This window comes from Allobosea sp. GW822-FHT05A11 (genome assembly GCF_058800455.1).
Genome location: NZ_JBXAMI010000001.1, coordinates 272,990 through 288,922 on the forward strand (window position 1 = coordinate 272,990; position 15,933 = coordinate 288,922).

The window sequence follows — 15,933 nt, forward strand, 5'->3', positions numbered from 1 at the left end:
ATCCATGCAACTTCGTGACGAAACGGTGGTCGTCGGCGCAGGCGTCGTCGGCATGGCCATCGCTGTGCGGCTGGCACGCGCCGGAACCCAGGTGGTTGTGCTCGATCCGCTGCCGCCCGGAGGGCGGGCCTCCTTCGGCAATGCCGGAATCATCAGCCCCGCCACCGTGATGCCGATGTCCGGACCCGGCGTCCTGCGCAAGGTGCCGGGCTGGATGAGCGATCCGCTCGGGCCGCTCTTCGTGTCCCCCCGGCATTTCCCGCGCGCGCTGCCGTGGCTGCTGCGCTACATCATGGCCGGACGGCCGGCGCGGGTGCGCGGCATTGCGGCCGCGATGCACTATCTGCACCGCGACTGCGTGGCGGATTGGGAGCATCTGCTCGGTTCCGAATTCATGGCCCGCAACATGCGCTTCCATGGCGGGCTGCAGCTCTGGTCGGGCCCGGGCAACGCCAAGGCCGCGGCGCTCGGCGCCGAGATCCGCAAGCGCTATGGCATCGAAGCGGAGGCGCTGTCCGGAGACAGGCTGCGCGAACTCGTGCCCGACGTCACGCCGGCGATGAAGACGGGCCTGCTGGTGCGCGGCGGCGGCTATACGCTCGACCCGGCCGAAATCTCCGCGCATCTCGTCGAAGAATTCATGCGCCTGGGCGGCCGGATCGTCCAACGCTCGGTCGAGCGTATCCATCGGGAAGCCCCGGGCCGCATCTTACTCGCCACCAATCTTCATCCCATCGCATGCCGGCGCGTCGTCGTTGCAGCCGGCATCTGGTCGGGCAGGCTCCTGGCCCCGCTCGGGATTTGCATCCCGCTCGAGGCGGAGCGCGGCTATCACGCGACCTTGCCGAACCACAATGTGCGGCTCGAGCATTCGATCGGCTTCAAGGATCGCGGCTTCTCCGTCACGCCGATGCGCCAGGGGTTGCGCGTCGCCGGCACGGTCGAGTTCTCGGGGCTCGACACCCCGCCGGACATGCGGCGCGCGCAAAAGCTGGTGAAGCACGCCGCCGAGCTCTTTCCGGGCATCAAGCACGACGAGCCGCTGCTCTGGTCGGGCTTCCGCCCGTCGCTGCCGGACAGCCTGCCCGTGATCGGCCCGGCCACCGCCGATGGCGATGTCGTGATGGCCTTCGGGCACAGCCATTACGGCATGAGCGGCGCCCCCGGCACGGCGCGCGTCGTCGATGATATCCTCCATGGCAGGCACCGCGAGGAGCATGCCATGTTCAGCCATCACCGTTTCTGACAGGAGCACTCCCATGGAAATCCAGCGCAAGCTGATCGAGAAGCGCTACAGCAAGATCTCGATCTACAACGGCGTCGCCTATTTTGCTGCAACCCCGGACCGTCCCTTCGATACCTCGGAAAGCGTCGTCACGCAGGCGCGCCAGATCTTCGCGCGCGTCGAGGAGCGGCTCGCGGAAGTCGGCTCGACCAAGGCCGACCTCCTGTTCGTCACCATCATTTTGTCGGACAAGCGCTATCTCGCCGAATTCAATGAGCTCTGGGACGCATGGGTGAGCGATATCACCCCGCCCTCGCGCGCCTGCTTCTTCGCCGAACTGACCAATCCGGATATGAAGGTCGAGTTCGTCATGCAGGCGCGAGCACGGCAGTAACCAATCGCGGCGCCAGGAGCAGAGTCCGGCTCCTTGCGCGAAAGCGGACATCGAGCGGCGTCACGAGGCAAAGAGCCCATCCGGCCAGGCATCCAGCTGCAGCGACGACGGGACGGAACATTGGCATTGCGGCCTTCCGGGGTCGCTGCGGCAAGGGCCGGATGTTTGACTTACGTCATCCACACCGGAGAGACATCCGTATCGAGTGGAGCGATAGGCCGGCGAATGCGGCGGTAGGGTATTGCGGCGGCATCGGGCGGATAGGGGCCGCCGCAATTCACGAAAATCACATCGGCGGCAATCGGCGCGAAGGCTGTGTGAAAATGGCTTGCGGATTTCACCGCGACAATCTTTTTCTTCGAGAGTTCTATCCCGAGCAATTCGAAGACAGCGGGGTGGAACGTCTGGGCGCGTTTGCTTGCCAGCACCACATCAAGCTTGCCGAGCCGGACCGAGGCCGCCGCCCCCAGGGAAACACGGCTCTCTTGAAACGGAATGACAAGATCGCGTGTGGTCGCGACGACCTCGATTTCAGCATCGACGGGCATGCCCGAACTCGGCGCCGCCTTGCCACCGAAGCGCAGATGTAGGCGCGCACCGGGGCCCGCCGCCAGGCAGAGCGAGACAGCGACCGGATCCCACAGAGCCCCGACCGCGGCATCGATGTTCGCGCGCTCGCGCAGCGCGTGAACAAGGAACGTGCTGTCGCCAGCCACGCCGCCGCCCGGATTGTCCCAGCGGTCGGCAAGCACGACAGGTTGACCGGCCACAGCGAGGGCCATGTCGATCGCCTTGGCCGGATCGGGCATGTACGGCATGCGGTTGGCGCCGAAAGCAACGATACGGGCACCAAATTCGGTCGCCACGGATCGACCCATTTCCGGCGCATCGTCACTGATGACGACGACCTTGGTGCCGACGTCGTGGACATCCGCCGCCGGAAACCCGTGCACGACGGAGATGCTCAGCACGCCGTCCCTGCCTTCACGGGCGATCATGTCGTCGACAAAGGACCTGCCAGGTTCGCGGCTGGTCAGAAAGTTGGCGATGGCGCGGCAGTCGAGGACACTCATCACCGGCGTGATTTCCTTGCGGGCGGCGCGCAAGGAAAGATCCACCATATCTTCCGCGCGCTCGTAGAAATCGCTGTGCGGCACCTCCTTGAAGGTGACCAGGATCGTGACCGCGTCGATCATCGCCTGTGTGAGATGGCAATGGGGATCGAGTTCGACCCCGATGACCGCATCCCCTCCTGCGATGGCGCGGGCCTGAGTAAGCAGATCGCCCTCGCAATCGTCGTAACCCTCGGCGATCATCGCGCCATGCAGGCCGAGAAGCACCACGTCGACGGGCATCGCGGCGCGCAACTGGCCCAGGATTTCGTCCCGCAACCCCTCATAGGCCTCCCGTGAAACCAGGCCGGCAGGCTCGGCCCAAGCCGCCGTCCCCTCGATCAAGGTGAACCCCTGCTCACTGGCGCGTTTGCGGGCCGCGACAAAGGGTGCGGAACAGAGAGTGGGCGTCTCGGGATGCTCGCCCGGCGGGGCGTAGAACGCATCTTCGAAGGCGCCGCGGTCGATGCGGATTGGCGAGAACGTGTTCGTTTCAGTCGCCAGCGAAGCGACAAAGACCCTCATGACTTGCTCTTTCTGCGGCCTGCCGGCACCGCCAGCGGAATGCGCAGATCGGCGAGGCTGTTCTTCGCCTCGCGCAGGCGCTCGAAAAGCGCCGGCCCGCCACGGAGAGCCATTGCTGTCGCGATGATGTCGATCAGCACGGCATGGGCCACGCGCGACGTCATCGGCGTGTAGATTTCGGTGTTCTCATGCGCGTCGATCTCGAGGACGATGTCAGCCGCAGCCGACAGCGCGGTATCCGGCCGGGTGATGGCGATGACCGTGGCACCGCATTCGCGCGCTTTCAGTGCCATCGCCTCGATGTCGCGCACCATGCCGGTATGGGAAAAGCAGAGCGCCACATTACCCTTTCGCAGCGTGGCGGCGGCAAGGCGCTGCAAGTGCGTGTCGTCATACGCCACGACCGGGATGCCGAAGCGCATCAGCTTGTGCTGGGCTTCCATGGCCAGGATGCGTGCCGCACCGGCACCGTAGCAATCGATGCGGGTCGCGTCGGCGAGTATGTCGACGACCCGCGCAAGCACCGTCTGGTCGATGGAACGTCGCAGCATCGTCAACGCGTAGATCGAGGAATCGACAAGCTTGTCGACGATCTGGTCGAGCGGGTCGCTGGAGGTGACTTCGCTGTGAACATAAGGCGTCCCGGCGACGATGCTCTGTCCGGTGCGCAGCTTGAGTTCAGGATAGCTGGCCAACCCCATCGTACGCACGAACCGAAGCACGGTCGGCTGGCTGACGCCCACCTCTTCGGCCAATGTCGCGATCGACATATGGATGACCTTGTCCGGCGCATCGAGCACAAACTCTGCCACCCGGCGCTCGGATGGCGAAAGCTCGGCCCTGCGGGCGGTCAATATGTCGAGGAAGCGGTCGTCGCCTCCCGCGTGACCATTTCCCGGCACTTCACCTGTCATCATGCCCTTCCCCTATTCGAACGCGAAAGCCTTCCACCTCGATGCAGGCTCCCAGCGCGAGGGTCTCGACACCAATGGTGGTGCGGCTATGCCGGCCGAACGCGCCCATGACTTCCACTATCATATCGGATGCACCACTCATCGCAGTCCCGGGCGCGACGAAGTCCGGATCGGCGTTGACGAAGCCGCCCGACGAACGCATGTCGCGATCCGGTCGGACAACCCCAGCACCAGCCTTCCATGGGCGAGGGGCAGCAGCCGGCAGAGGCGCGTAGCAGCGTACCCGTCTGCTTCCGTAATTTTACTCCCTGGATTGTCTCTATGGCTTCGGGTAGCTTCCTGTCCGGGACTACGCAGAGCTGCCTGGAGCCGTACAGCAAGGTTGCGATGACACCGTAAGATACATAATTCCCTTTTAATTCAAAAGTATCCTGTGCCTTCATGCAGCCCGATCAAACGAATTTAGATGCGAGAGACGCTGGTCAAAACGCCCGTCTCCACGCCATGATCGTCATGGGAGAGGCCCGTCATCTGACGGCCTCAGCCCTTCCTACACCGGTTCCGGATGCGTTGACGAGACCATTTCCGTAATTTATCTACATCGCGCTCGGCGAGCGCCGATGCCCTTGCAGGACGCCGCGATGCTCGTACCTTGCCCGTCTGCTGTTTCGATCGATCCGGTATCCGGCCGCCCGCGCCTTGCCATGGCTCGCCTGCCGACGCCTTTCGAGCCGGCACCGCGGCTGGCCAAGCATCTCGGCGTCGCCTCCGTCCACATCAAGCGCGAGGACATGGCCGGCTATGCGCTCGGCGGCAACAAGCTTCGTCAGCTCGACTTCATCCTCGCCGAGGCGATCGCAGCCGGAGCCGACATGCTGATTGCGACGGCCGGCAGCCAGTCCAATTTCTGCCGGTCGCTGGCCGGCGCAGCCGCCAAGCTGGGCCTCGGTTGCCACCTGCATGTGCGCGCCAAAATGGGCACGGAGCTTGTTGGCAATCTGCTCTTGGACGACATCTTCGGGGCGGAGGTCACCTTCACCCAGGAGACCGACCCATGGCACCCCGCCATCAAGGATGAAATCGAGGCGATCGCCGATCGTTACCGCAGACAGGACCGGTTGCCCTTCGTCGTGCAGCTTACGGGCGTGAGTGCCAATGTCGGTGTCGCGGGCTGGATGTCGGGTGCCGCTGAGCTCCGCGAGGATTTCAAGGCGATCGGGCGGATCCCCGACAGCGTCGTCGCGGTTTGCGGTTCCGGGCTGACGGCTGCCGGGCTGGCGCTCGGCTTCAAGCATCTCGGCGTTCCAACCAGGGTCATGGGCGTCAGCGCCCAACAGCCGGAGGCGCGACTGCGCAAATGGATCGTCGAGACCGCCAACATTGCCGCCGCGTGGATGGGCATCGAGACGCGTCTCTCGGGGCAGGATTTCGACATCGTCGACGGAGAGATCGGCCCAGGCTACGGCATTCCCTCCGACGCGAGTGTCGCCGCAGTCAGGACCGCTGGCCGGCTCGAAGGGCTGGTGCTCGATCCCGTCTATACAGGCAAGGGCATGGCCGCCCTGATCGGTGCAGCTGAGAAGGGCCTGCTCGGCAAGGCGTCCTCCATCGTCTTTCTGCACTCCGGTGGCACGCCGGGGCTGTTCACGCACGCATCCGCCTTTGAACGCGCGGCCCACCAATGAAACGCGGCGTCTCGAGAGCAGGTGGCCCCGCCCGGCTGGAGGTCGAACTCGATCGGCCGGGGCGCCACGTCGGCGCCCTCTTCGTCCCGCACTCGCACGACCGCTCCGCCTATGGTCGTATCACGCTTCCGGTGATCGTGGTCAAAGGCGGCGACGGGCCGACATTGCTGTGCACCGCCGGGCTGCATGGCGACGAATACGAAGGGCAGTTTGCGCTGTCGCGTCTGGCCCGGACACTCGATCCGGATCGGCTGCGCGGGCGTGTCATCTTGCTGCCGGTGGCCAATCCCGCCGCATCGGCGGCGGCCAAGCGCACGTCCCCCATCGACCGCGTCAATCTGGCTCGCTGTTTTCCGGGCCGGCCGGACGGCCTGCCTACGGAACAGATCGCGGATGGCATCTTCCGACTGCTGCTGCACTTGGCAGATTGCGTGGTCGACCTGCATAGCGGCGGCGGGACGCTCGACTATCTGCCATGCGCTTTTGGACGCCTGCCCGCAGACAGTGCCCTGGCAAGGCGTGCGCTGGATCTCATGCTGGCCTTCGGCGCGCCCCATGCGATGGTGATGCGCCACCCCGAAGCCAGCGCGACGCTGGTCTCCGCGGCGTTGGAGCAAGGCATCCCCGCCATGGCGACGGAGCTGGGCGGCGGCGGATGCGTAACCCCCCGGACCGTCGAGATCGCGCGAGCCGGCATCGAGAACGTTCTCACTCATCTCGGCATGATCGATGCTGTCGCAACACCGTGCGCGAAGGCACGCCTGCTGGCCATCGAGCCGCGAGGGTTCCTGCGCGCGCCGGGACGGGGGGCCTTCGAGCCTGCCCATGCTTTGGGCGAGACGGTGCGGGGTGGCGAAACGGCCGGGTGGCTGTGGGATTTCGAGCGCGCCGACCGCGCGCCCGAGCCGTTGCTGATACCGGACGATGGAGTGGTCGTGTGCCGCCGCGTGCCGCCTATGTGCTCCGCCGCCGACGTGCTTCTTCATCTTGGCCGGGATACGACCCCTACCGATCTGCTCGGTGTTGCCTAAGTGGGAGGGAAGGGGAGGCCTTGGCCTCCCCTTCCGCTTCATTTCAAAAGTGCCTGTACGCGAACGGTCAGATCATCCATCGCCCGCTGCGGCGTCTTCATGCCCAGCACCGCAGCTTCGGCTTCTTCCTTGAAGAAGTCGGCGGCGCGGGCCGCTTCGTTGAAGGCAGGCAGCGGCACGCGCGAGACGGCGAGGACCCGCCGCTCGTCCTGCGCATAGGGCAGCGCTTCGATGATGCGCGGGTCATCATAGGTCGAGTTGCGGACCGGCCCGTTTCCGTTGAGGGCTGCCCCCAGCGCCGCCTGTGGAGACGACATCCACTTAACGAATTTCCAGGCGAGGTCCTTGTTTTGGGAATTCTTCGGGATCGCCATGCTCCAGAACTCGACCTTGGCAGGCGCGACATCGTACTTTCCCAGCAATGCCTTCGCGACCGGGAAGAACGTCGTCTTGATCTTGCCGGCGGCCTGCGACTTCTTGGGGTCGTTGTAGAGCCCGTTGCGGCTCATCGAGCTCATGGCCATCGCGGCACGGCCGGTCTGCATCCAGGTGTTCGCGTCCTCCGCTTTCATGCCGGTGAGATTGCGCGGCACGGCGCCCGCCTCGAAGAGCTGACGAATGGCGGTCAGCGCCTTTACCATCGGCTCGGAATTGGCGACGACCTTCATGTCGGGGGTGATGAAGTCGGCGTCCCAGGCGCGGGCAAAGGCGATCACCTCGGGATAGGCGACTCCGGGCAGAATGAAGCCTACGGCCGGCGTGCCGTCGGGCCGCTTCCTGGTGCACTTCTTGGCTATGTCGATGAATTCCTCGATCGACTTGGGCGGGCCGGAAACCCCGCATTCGGCGAAGATTTCCTCGTTGTAGTGCAGCCCGGTCGAAGCATGGCGGAAGGGCACGGCAAAAAGCTGCCCGTCGAAGGTCACTGCCTTCACAAGGCCGGGAAAGATGTCGTCGAATTTCTCGATCGGGTCGCTCTTCATGTAGGCGTCGAGCGGTTCGAACAAGGTCGTGACGCGCGGCGTCGCATAGGTGTTGAGCAGGAAGGCGACATCGATCGTCGACTGATCGAGCGAGGCTTCGCGAAACACGCGATCGTGCAGCGGCCCGGTCTCGAACGTGGCCCAATTGATGCCGACACCGTTAGCCGCCGTGAAACCTGCCGTGACATCGCCGCCGGCGGTGCCATTGGACACATTCTGCAGGACGCGATGGGCAAACACATTCAGTTGCTTGCCCTGCGCGAACGCCTGACCCGCCGCATAAGGCACGGCATAGGCGGCCGCCGCCCCGGCGAAGAAATGCCGTCTCGTCAAACGCATTTGTCCCCTCCCTTGTTTGTTCGAATTTCGCTGCGTCTAGAGTCGTTGCGTCAAGACGCAGGGCGCGAAACCCTCTTTCGTCCCATGTAGAATAATTACAGAATTTGGCGCAGCACAATCGCATAGTCGCGATGGAAGGTCTAATTTTTTATATTTACTACATAGGCCGCTTCTGCCTCCGCCGGGGTAGGGCGCTGCACCATCCAAGGGCGGCACGCGGTAGCGAGCTTCTCGAAAGTGACGAGCAGATGGCGCCAGCATTCGGACGTTGGAGTCATGAATGTCGACAGGAAGCTCGCACGGGCGCCCACGGCGGCAGCTCGGGCTCACATGAGAGCAGGTCCGTTATATCATCGCGCTCCGCCGAATGGCGGATCATGCGCGCCAATGCGGCCGCGCCGCGCCACAAGCAGACGTTGCGCGCCCGTCAGATAATGGGCCTTGTCGAGCCCTCACCTCAAGCTGGAAACAGAACCTCTTTCGGCAATACGGAAACGCTCGAGCCGAACATTTTCCATCTCGGATCCATTCTCAATGGCATCAATGAGTTCGTTCGCAGCCAGGCGCCCCAGCTCCTCGAACGGGAACTGCACGGCTGAAATGGCCGGCACGTGCATCAGCGCGAGCGGGCTGTCGAGAAGCGAGATGACGGAAAGCTCGTCCGGCACCTCCAGCCCGATCGATCGCGCTCCCGCTATCATCCCTGAGGCAATCGTCGTATTCGCGGCGCAGACTGCGGATGGCGGGGCCGCGCTGGCCACGTAGGCCCGCTTGAAGACCTCTGCCGCCTCGGCCCAGCCATAGTTGCACTCGCCGATGAGCTGTTCATCAGGCACGAGCCCGCAGCGACGAAGCCCCTTCGTGAAACCCTCCAGGCGCTTCTGTCCGGCATACTGGTGCAAGGGTCCCGATATGAAGGCCAGGCGCCGATGCCCGAGCATGACAAGGTGCTCGACCACCTGTGCGGTCGCCTCGACATAGTCGACGATGATCGAACCCTGATGACCTTCGAGTTCGCGATTCACCAGGAGATGCTTAATCGAACGGCGGCGCAACTCGTCGACCAGGCCGGGATCGCTGATGGTCGTGACGAGAACGCCGTCGACGCCCTTGCCCTCCACGAGCCGGCGATAAAGCGCCGTGTCGGGCTGGTCCTTGTCGGCGAGCGAGATGAAGAGCGAATACCCTCGCTCGATCGCGGCCTTCTGCGCACTGCGTATGATCGTGCCGAAAGCCGGATTGTCGATTTCGGGCACGACGATACCAAGCGCGTAGGTTCGCTTGAGACGCAACGCGCGCGCCCGGGTGTCGGGCCGATAGCCGAGCTTCGCCGCGGCATCGAGCACGCGCTGCCGTGTTTCCTCGCGGATCGTCAGCGTGGCTTCGCCGCTCATGACCCGGGAAGCCGTCGACCTGGCCACGCCCGCCGCAGCCGCAACATCATCAAGGCGCGGGACGAGAACACCCTTCCGAAACTGCTCCGGCACGCGTTTTCCTCGCCCGTTGCCCCTGGTCCGCTCTATCGCAGATGCGAGACGTCAACTCATGGTGAGCAAGCATGGAAGCCATGCGCTTGACAATCGGCAGGCCGGCTTCATAGGGTTAGGAAATCGATTTCCTTTTCACTTACCGCCGAGTTATCCCATGCTTCTCGTACCTGGCGTTATGCTCCGGACCGACCCGGCCGGCGTCGCTTCACCCGTGGTATTTGACGTGCCGAGAAGCGGAACCTGGTACCCTTGCGATTTCCGCCCGGACGCAAGCTTCCAGGATGTGCATCGCTCGGTGTCGATGTACCTGCACGAGCTCTACAGCGTCGTTCCGACGGCCGGGGCGACGTTGCTCTATGCGCTATTTCCCAACGCCTATATCGACGCGAACCGCCACGAGACCGATGTCGATCCGCAGCTCCTCAGCGACGAATGGGCAGGCCCCGGGATCCTGAGTCCGACGGTCAAGTCCCAGCTCGGCATCGGCCTGATCCACAGCGCCGCCGGCAACAATTCTCTCTATGACGGCAAGCTCACGGCGGCGGACGTCCGCAACCGCATCGAGAACTACTTCCTGCCCTATCATGACGAGCTCGCCCGGATCATCTCCGAGCAGCGGAAGGCTTCGCCGGCCAGCTACCACATCAGTTGCCACAGCATGGCTTCCATCGGCGGCCGGTCCACGCTCGATGCAGGCTCGCCGCGATCGGACATCGATATCGGCGACCTGAACGGCAAGAGCTGCTCCCCGGAGCTTTCCAACCTTGTCGAGGAAACCTTCAAGCGGCACGGCTATCGCGTGACCTCCAATTTCCACTACGCCGGCGCCGAATGCGTGACGCGTCATGGCGATCCGGAGAGCGGCCGCCACAGCCTGCAGATCGAGGTCAACCGCAAGCTGTACATGGACGAGGAAAGCCTCACCAGGAATGCGGGCTTTTCAGAGCTTCAGAAGGCTATCGCCGACCTCGCTGGCGCATTGAAGGAATTCGCCGCTCATCGCGGCTGAGACATTCCGAAAAAAGAAATGGGGACGAACATGAACAAGCTACTTGCCGCAACTCTGGCGATTCCTTGCCTGGTGTTGTCCCCATCGGCCGATGCGCAGGTCAAGGACAGCCTCGTCGCGACGCTGAACAGCAACGTCAACAGCCTCTACCCGGGCCGCGGCACGACGGCAGAGGAGTACAATGTCGGCGTCCTCCTCTTCAACGGCCTGGTCCGCATCTCCGAGGACCTCAAGCTCGAACCGGAGCTGGCGACCTCCTGGACCGCTAATGCCGACGCGACGGAGTGGACCTTCAAGCTCCGTGACGGCGTGAAATTCCACAATGGCAAGCCCTTCTCTGCCGAGGATGTGGTCCACACCTTCGCGCTGCTCGCGGATCCGCAACTGGCCTCCCGCGCACGCTCGACCGCCGAGATGGTCAAGACGATCGAGACGCCCGATCCGCTCACGGTGAAGTTCGTGCTGCATCAGCCTTACGGCTCCTGGCCGGAAATGCTGATCGAGCGCCATCTCAAGATCGTGCCCAAAGGCGTTTCGATGGACGACATGCTCGTCAAGCCGATCGGCACCGGCCCGTTCAAATTCGAGTCCTATACGCCCGGCGATAAGCTCGTCGCGGTCAAGAACGCCGACTATTGGGAGGATGGCCTGCCCAAGTTGAAGCAGGTCACGCTCCGCATCATGCCGGAGGACGCCGCCAAGATCGCGGCGCTGAACGCCGGCGACATCGACATTCTCTGGAACGTGCCGCTCGAGGCCATCAAGGAGTTGTCGGCGTCGCAGGCGATCAAGGTCGATCCCGTGCCGACCGGCACCTGGGACGGCATCGTCATGAAGAACGACCTGAAGCCGTTCACGGATGTGCGCGTCCGGCAGGCGGTGCTGAAGTCGCTGGACAAGGCGCAACTGGTCCAGTTCGCGCTGTTCGGCCAGGGCGCGCCCACGCACACGCCGATTCCACCCAACCACCCCTTCTTCGACGCATCGCTGCCGCTGAAGCCCGACGTCGCCGGCGCCCGGAAGCTTCTTGCGGAGGCCGGATATCCCCGCGGCTTCGAGATCACGCTCAACGTGCCTGTCGGGCGGCCGACCCGCGAGCGCGCAGCCGTCGCGATCCAGCAGATGCTGAAGCCGGCGGGCATCAATGTGAAGCTCGAGCGGGTGCCGTACAGCCGCTGGGGCGCGACCGTCGCGGGCAAGGCCCCCTTCTACATGGACGGCTATCTGTCGCGGCCGACGATCGATACCGCCACCTATCCCTGGTACCACTCCAGTGGCTCCTGGAATAAGCAGATGTGGAACTTCAAGAGCGAACGGATCGATGCCGTGCTCGACAAGGGCCGGCTGGCAACGTCGGAAGACGAGCGCAAGGAACAATACAAGCTGTTCCAGAAATACGCTGTCGAGGACGTGCCGGGTGCCGTGATGTACGTCATCAACTTCGCTACCGCCTACCGCAACAACCTCCAGGGCTACAGGACTCATCCGTATTCCTGGATGGATTTGCGCCGCGCTCATTTCTAAGACGCATCTCGGCGAGGTAGGTCAGCATGGCCGGCTACGTTCTCAAGCGACTGCTGTCCATCGCCCTGACGATGGCGGTCATGTCCGTCCTCATCTTCTGGATCACGCAGGTCATGCCGGGCAACGTCGCCTACATGATCCTGGGTGATTTTGCCTCGCCCCAGGACGTGGCGACGCTGGAGGCCAAGCTCGGCCTGAACGACCCGGCTTATGTCCAGTATCTGCGCTGGGCGACGGGATTGCTTCAGGGCGACCTCGGCCGGTCGCTGGTGATGGATCGTCCGATCGCACCCGTCCTATGGGATGCGGTCGGCAAGTCGGCGATCCTCGCAGGCATCTCGATCGGCCTGGTCGCGCTTCTCGGCATCTCGCTGGGCGTCTATGCCGGCGTCCGGCACGGCCGGATCTCGGATCACATCGTCTCCGTCGCGACCTATATCAACATCGCCATCCCGGAATTTCTCTGGGCGATCGTCATCGTCATGCTGTTCGCCGGCTACCTCAACTGGTTCCCGGCCACGGGGTACAGCGACCTGTCGAGCGGCTTCGCTTCCTGGGCCCGCCATCTGATCCTGCCGGTGTTCACGCTGGTCACCGGCCTGATCGCGCATGTCTCGCGGCTCACACGCTCAAGCATGATCGACACGATGCAGACCCAGTATGTCCGCGCGGCCCGCGCCCGCGGACTGCCGGAGAAGCTGGTCATCCGGCGCCACGCCCTGCCTAACGCCCTTCTCCCGACGATCACCATCCTGGCGATCGACGTCGGCATCATGATGGGCGGCATCGTCGTGGTCGAGACGATCTTCTCCTATCCCGGTCTCGGGCGGCTTCTCATGTTCGCGATCCAGAACATGGACGTGCCGCTCCTGCAGGCCTGCATGATGGTGATCACCTTCGTCTACGCGGCGGCGAACCTGATCGCCGACCTGCTCTACGCATTCCTGAACCCCAAGGTCCGATATGGCCGAAGCAGCAGCGAATAGTCGGCCCCGGCACCGGCGCGCGCCCCTTCCAGCATCGCTGATCTGGGGCGGCGTTCTCCTGACCGCGATCCTCGCTCTCGCGATCGCAGGTCCCTCCCTCTCGCCCTACGACCTCGACGCGCTCCAGCTCGACATGCGGCTGATGCCGCCGAGCGCCGTCCATTGGCTTGGAACCGATGAATTCGGCCGGGACGTGCTCAGCCGCGTGCTCAACGGTGCCCAAAGTTCCCTGCTGATGGGCTTCGGCGCGACCGCGGTCAGCCTCCTCTTCGGTGTCCCGCTCGGGCTGGTCGCCGGCTATTATCGCGGCTGGGCCGACGAGGCCATCATGCGCGCCGTCGACGTCATGATCTCCCTGCCGCCGATCATTCTCGGACTTCTCATCCTGTCGGTCACGTCGCCGAGCCTCTGGAAGACCGTGCTGGCCGTCGGCTTCGTCTACATCCCGATCATCACGCGGCTCACCCGGGGTATCACCCTCGAGGTCGCGAGCGAGGAGTATATCCAGGCTGCCCGCGCGCGGGTCGAGGGCGGCTGGTACATCCTCTTCCACGAAATCCTGCCGAATGCCTGGCCCCCGATCATCGTCGAGTCCGCGCTCAGGGTCACCTTCGCGATGCTGCTGGCGGCGGCCCTGAGCTTCCTCGGCCTCGGGGTGCAGCCGCCGGCTTCCGACTGGGGCCTGATGATCGCCGAGGCCCGGCCGTTCATCAATTCTGCCCCCTGGATCGCATGTTCGGCTGGCGCGGCCCTCTGTGTGACCGTGATCGCGATCAACCTCGTCGGCGACGGCCTTCGCGAAGCGCTCGATCCCCGGCTGGCGCGGAGGCGGTGATGACTGACCATGTCCTGAAGGTCGAAGACCTTTCCGTCAGCTTTCCTCAGTCCGGCGGCCGGGCGCGCATTCTGCACAATGTCGACTTCGCCCTGGAGCGGGGAACGGTGCTCGGCATCGTCGGGGAGTCCGGTTCCGGCAAGAGCACGGCTGCGCTGGCTGTTCTCGGCCTGCTGGACAACGGCGGCAGCATCGATAGCGGCCGCGTCGTCATCGATGGCGAGGATCTTTACGCCAAAAGCGCCGAGGAGCGTCGCCAGTTGCGCGGCGGCAAGATCAGCATCGTCTTCCAGGATCCTTTCACCACGCTCAACCCGGCCATCAGGGTTGGCCGGCAGATCGCCGAGCCCCTGGTGATGCATCGTGGAATGACCGAGGCGGAAGCCCGGGCTGAGACGCTTCGGTTGCTGAAGGAAGTGGGGATTCCTGACCCCGAACGGATGGCTGCGAGCTATCCGCACCAGCTATCGGGCGGAATGAAGCAGCGTGCATTGATCGCGAGCGCGCTCGCCTGCGATCCCGATGTGCTCATCCTCGACGAGCCCACAACCGCCCTGGACGTGACCATCGAGGCGCAGATCCTCGATCTCCTCGACAGCCTGCGCATCACGCGCTCGTTGTCGATGCTGTTCATCAGCCACAATCTGGGGGTCGTCTCCCGGATCTGCGACGAGATCTGCGTGCTCTATGCCGGCCGCGTCGTCGAATATGGCAAGAGCGCTTCCATCCTGACGGAGCCGCGGCACCCCTACACGAAGGGGCTTCTCGCATCGCTTCCCAAGATGTCGCGCGAGCGCCACCGGCTCCAGCCGATCCCCGGCCGCCTGCCGGACGTCAGGAAACCATTGAGCGGCTGTGTCTTCGCGCCCCGGTGTCACTTCGCCGAACCGCGCTGCCAGACCACGCCCCCTGCGATCACACCTATCGGCGAGGATGTGGCGGCAGCTTGCTGGCGCGCGAGCGAGCTCGCAAGAACGCCATGGCGCATCGAGAGTAGTGAGACGATCCCGCGTCGCGTCGACGCCGGCGACGGGAAGCCGATCGTCGTGGCACGCGATGTCGAGCGCACGTTCGAGGCCGGCGGCGCGATGGACGGGATATCGTTTTCGCTCGATGGCTGGGTACCGAGGGTCAGCTTCGGCCGGAAGGTGGTCCGGGCGGTCGACAAGGTCTCGCTCACCATCCATGAGGGCGAGATCGTCGGGCTCGTCGGCGAAAGCGGCTCCGGCAAGACGACGCTCGGGCGCTGCCTGATCGACCTGATCTCGCCCACCTCGGGTGAAGTCGCGATCGATGGGGCCCAGCTGTTGAATGCCAGCCGCTCCGAGAAGCGCGACCTGCTCAAGCGGGCGCAGATCATCTTCCAGAATCCGGATTCCTCGCTGAACCCACGCAAGTCGATCGGAGAAACGCTCGAACGACCTCTGGAGCTTGTCGGGCTCGGTCGCGAGGAACGCCAAAGGCGCGTCGCGGAGCTGCTCGACCTCGTTCGCCTGGATGCCAGCTACGCCGAACGCTACCCGCACCAGATGAGCGGCGGCGAGAAGCAGCGCGTCGGCATTGCCAGGGCCCTGTCCACGAATCCTCGCTTCATCGTCTGCGACGAAGCGGTTTCGGCGCTCGACGTCTCCGTGCAAGCCTCGATCCTCAATCTGCTTCTCGACCTGCGCGAGCAGTTCAAGCTGGCCTATCTCTTCATCACGCACGATCTCTCGGTCGTTTCCTACATCGCGGATCGGATCTGCGTGATGCGCCACGGGACGATCGTCGAGGTCGGCAGCACCGAGGCCATCATCGACAGGCCGCAGCACCCCTACACCAAGGCGTTGCTGGCGGCCGTGCCCAAGGTTCCCGAGCTGCGCGCGAACCTGGACCGTTAGG

14 protein-coding genes are annotated in these 15,933 nt (G+C 64.3%); 9 read left to right on the forward strand and 5 right to left on the reverse strand.

The genetic code is table 11. The features are described from left to right. The first annotated feature begins 4 nt into the window (after positions 1 to 4). Positions 5 to 1,246, forward strand: coding sequence for an NAD(P)/FAD-dependent oxidoreductase (locus AC1RLU_RS01315; protein ID WP_492793555.1), 1,242 nt, complete (start codon positions 5 to 7; stop codon positions 1,244 to 1,246). Positions 1,247 to 1,259: 13 nt separating this feature from the next. Then, a complete protein-coding gene (locus tag AC1RLU_RS01320; RefSeq protein WP_091856868.1) occupies positions 1,260 to 1,619 on the forward strand; it encodes a RidA family protein in 360 nt (119 codons plus the stop codon). A 170-nt stretch (positions 1,620 to 1,789) separates the two neighbouring features. On the opposite strand, the gene AC1RLU_RS01325 is transcribed toward AC1RLU_RS01320, so the two are convergent. Genes AC1RLU_RS01325 through AC1RLU_RS01335 form a run of 3 tightly spaced genes read right to left on the reverse strand, consistent with a single transcriptional unit; the run spans position 1,790 to position 4,372 of the window. After that, on the reverse strand, positions 1,790 to 3,256 hold the full coding sequence (locus AC1RLU_RS01325) for a M81 family metallopeptidase (protein WP_492793556.1): 1,467 nt from the start codon (positions 3,254 to 3,256) through the stop codon (positions 1,790 to 1,792). Continuing rightward, on the reverse strand, positions 3,253 to 4,170 hold the full coding sequence (locus AC1RLU_RS01330; protein WP_492793557.1) for an SIS domain-containing protein: 918 nt from the start codon (positions 4,168 to 4,170) through the stop codon (positions 3,253 to 3,255). Before AC1RLU_RS01330 ends, AC1RLU_RS01325 begins: the two co-directional genes overlap by 4 nt. Continuing rightward, positions 4,160 to 4,372: a RidA family protein gene (locus AC1RLU_RS01335; protein WP_492793558.1), complete on the reverse strand. Its 213-nt coding sequence runs from the start codon at positions 4,370 to 4,372 to the stop codon at positions 4,160 to 4,162. The genes AC1RLU_RS01330 and AC1RLU_RS01335 overlap by 11 nt, the downstream gene beginning before the upstream one ends. A gap of 418 nt (positions 4,373 to 4,790) precedes the next feature. Here AC1RLU_RS01335 and AC1RLU_RS01340 point away from each other — a divergent pair, with 418 nt between their 5' ends. Together AC1RLU_RS01340 and AC1RLU_RS01345 are read left to right on the forward strand one after the other, a co-directional pair. Next, positions 4,791 to 5,855 (forward strand): 1-aminocyclopropane-1-carboxylate deaminase/D-cysteine desulfhydrase, encoded by a 1,065-nt coding sequence (locus tag AC1RLU_RS01340; protein ID WP_492793559.1) that lies wholly within the window; start codon positions 4,791 to 4,793, stop codon positions 5,853 to 5,855. After that, the gene (locus tag AC1RLU_RS01345; protein WP_492793560.1) at positions 5,852 to 6,886 is read left to right on the forward strand and encodes a succinylglutamate desuccinylase/aspartoacylase family protein; all 1,035 of its coding nucleotides are present in this window, start codon (positions 5,852 to 5,854) and stop codon (positions 6,884 to 6,886) included. The genes AC1RLU_RS01340 and AC1RLU_RS01345 overlap by 4 nt, the downstream gene beginning before the upstream one ends. A gap of 38 nt (positions 6,887 to 6,924) precedes the next feature. Here the strand turns inward: AC1RLU_RS01345 and AC1RLU_RS01350 are convergent, their stop codons facing one another. Together AC1RLU_RS01350 and AC1RLU_RS01355 are read right to left on the reverse strand one after the other, a co-directional pair. Next, entirely contained in the window at positions 6,925 to 8,208 is a 1,284-nt protein-coding gene (locus AC1RLU_RS01350) for an ABC transporter substrate-binding protein (protein WP_061970700.1), read from the reverse strand. A gap of 452 nt (positions 8,209 to 8,660) precedes the next feature. Next, entirely contained in the window at positions 8,661 to 9,695 is a 1,035-nt protein-coding gene (locus tag AC1RLU_RS01355; protein ID WP_492793561.1) for a LacI family DNA-binding transcriptional regulator, read from the reverse strand. A 58-nt stretch (positions 9,696 to 9,753) separates the two neighbouring features. Between AC1RLU_RS01355 and AC1RLU_RS01360 the strand changes: the two genes are divergently transcribed. The 5 genes from AC1RLU_RS01360 to AC1RLU_RS01380 are packed head-to-tail and all read left to right on the forward strand — an operon-like array spanning position 9,754 to position 15,932. Then, complete coding sequence (locus tag AC1RLU_RS01360) at positions 9,754 to 10,707, forward strand: N-formylglutamate amidohydrolase (protein WP_492793562.1); 954 nt, start codon at positions 9,754 to 9,756, stop codon at positions 10,705 to 10,707. Between the two features lie 30 nt (positions 10,708 to 10,737). Then, positions 10,738 to 12,231, forward strand: coding sequence for an ABC transporter substrate-binding protein (locus AC1RLU_RS01365; protein WP_492793563.1), 1,494 nt, complete (start codon positions 10,738 to 10,740; stop codon positions 12,229 to 12,231). A 26-nt stretch (positions 12,232 to 12,257) separates the two neighbouring features. Beyond that, positions 12,258 to 13,217, forward strand: a complete 960-nt coding sequence (locus tag AC1RLU_RS01370) for an ABC transporter permease (protein WP_492793564.1) — start codon at positions 12,258 to 12,260, stop codon at positions 13,215 to 13,217. Then, positions 13,195 to 14,052, forward strand: a complete 858-nt coding sequence (locus tag AC1RLU_RS01375; RefSeq protein WP_061970207.1) for an ABC transporter permease — start codon at positions 13,195 to 13,197, stop codon at positions 14,050 to 14,052. The genes AC1RLU_RS01370 and AC1RLU_RS01375 overlap by 23 nt, the downstream gene beginning before the upstream one ends. After that, on the forward strand, positions 14,052 to 15,932 hold the full coding sequence (locus AC1RLU_RS01380; RefSeq protein WP_492793565.1) for a dipeptide ABC transporter ATP-binding protein: 1,881 nt from the start codon (positions 14,052 to 14,054) through the stop codon (positions 15,930 to 15,932). The genes AC1RLU_RS01375 and AC1RLU_RS01380 overlap by 1 nt, the downstream gene beginning before the upstream one ends. Position 15,933: the final 1 nt, after the last annotated feature.

Bases quoted from the DNA above. Each gene is read 5' to 3' on its own strand.
- AC1RLU_RS01315 (WP_492793555.1), top strand. From the start codon at position 5: ATGCAACTTCGTGACGAAACGGTGGTCGTCGGCGCAGGCGTCGTCGGC.
- AC1RLU_RS01320 (WP_091856868.1), top strand. From the start codon at position 1,260: ATGGAAATCCAGCGCAAGCTGATCGAGAAGCGCTACAGCAAGATCTCG.
- AC1RLU_RS01325 (WP_492793556.1), bottom strand. From the start codon at position 3,256: ATGAGGGTCTTTGTCGCTTCGCTGGCGACTGAAACGAACACGTTCTCG.
- AC1RLU_RS01330 (WP_492793557.1), bottom strand. From the start codon at position 4,170: ATGACAGGTGAAGTGCCGGGAAATGGTCACGCGGGAGGCGACGACCGC.
- AC1RLU_RS01335 (WP_492793558.1), bottom strand. From the start codon at position 4,372: ATGCGTTCGTCGGGCGGCTTCGTCAACGCCGATCCGGACTTCGTCGCG.
- AC1RLU_RS01340 (WP_492793559.1), top strand. From the start codon at position 4,791: ATGCCCTTGCAGGACGCCGCGATGCTCGTACCTTGCCCGTCTGCTGTT.
- AC1RLU_RS01345 (WP_492793560.1), top strand. From the start codon at position 5,852: ATGAAACGCGGCGTCTCGAGAGCAGGTGGCCCCGCCCGGCTGGAGGTC.
- AC1RLU_RS01350 (WP_061970700.1), bottom strand. From the start codon at position 8,208: ATGCGTTTGACGAGACGGCATTTCTTCGCCGGGGCGGCGGCCGCCTAT.
- AC1RLU_RS01360 (WP_492793562.1), top strand. From the start codon at position 9,754: ATGGTGAGCAAGCATGGAAGCCATGCGCTTGACAATCGGCAGGCCGGC.
- AC1RLU_RS01365 (WP_492793563.1), top strand. From the start codon at position 10,738: ATGAACAAGCTACTTGCCGCAACTCTGGCGATTCCTTGCCTGGTGTTG.
- AC1RLU_RS01370 (WP_492793564.1), top strand. From the start codon at position 12,258: ATGGCCGGCTACGTTCTCAAGCGACTGCTGTCCATCGCCCTGACGATG.
- AC1RLU_RS01375 (WP_061970207.1), top strand. From the start codon at position 13,195: ATGGCCGAAGCAGCAGCGAATAGTCGGCCCCGGCACCGGCGCGCGCCC.
- AC1RLU_RS01380 (WP_492793565.1), top strand. From the start codon at position 14,052: ATGACTGACCATGTCCTGAAGGTCGAAGACCTTTCCGTCAGCTTTCCT.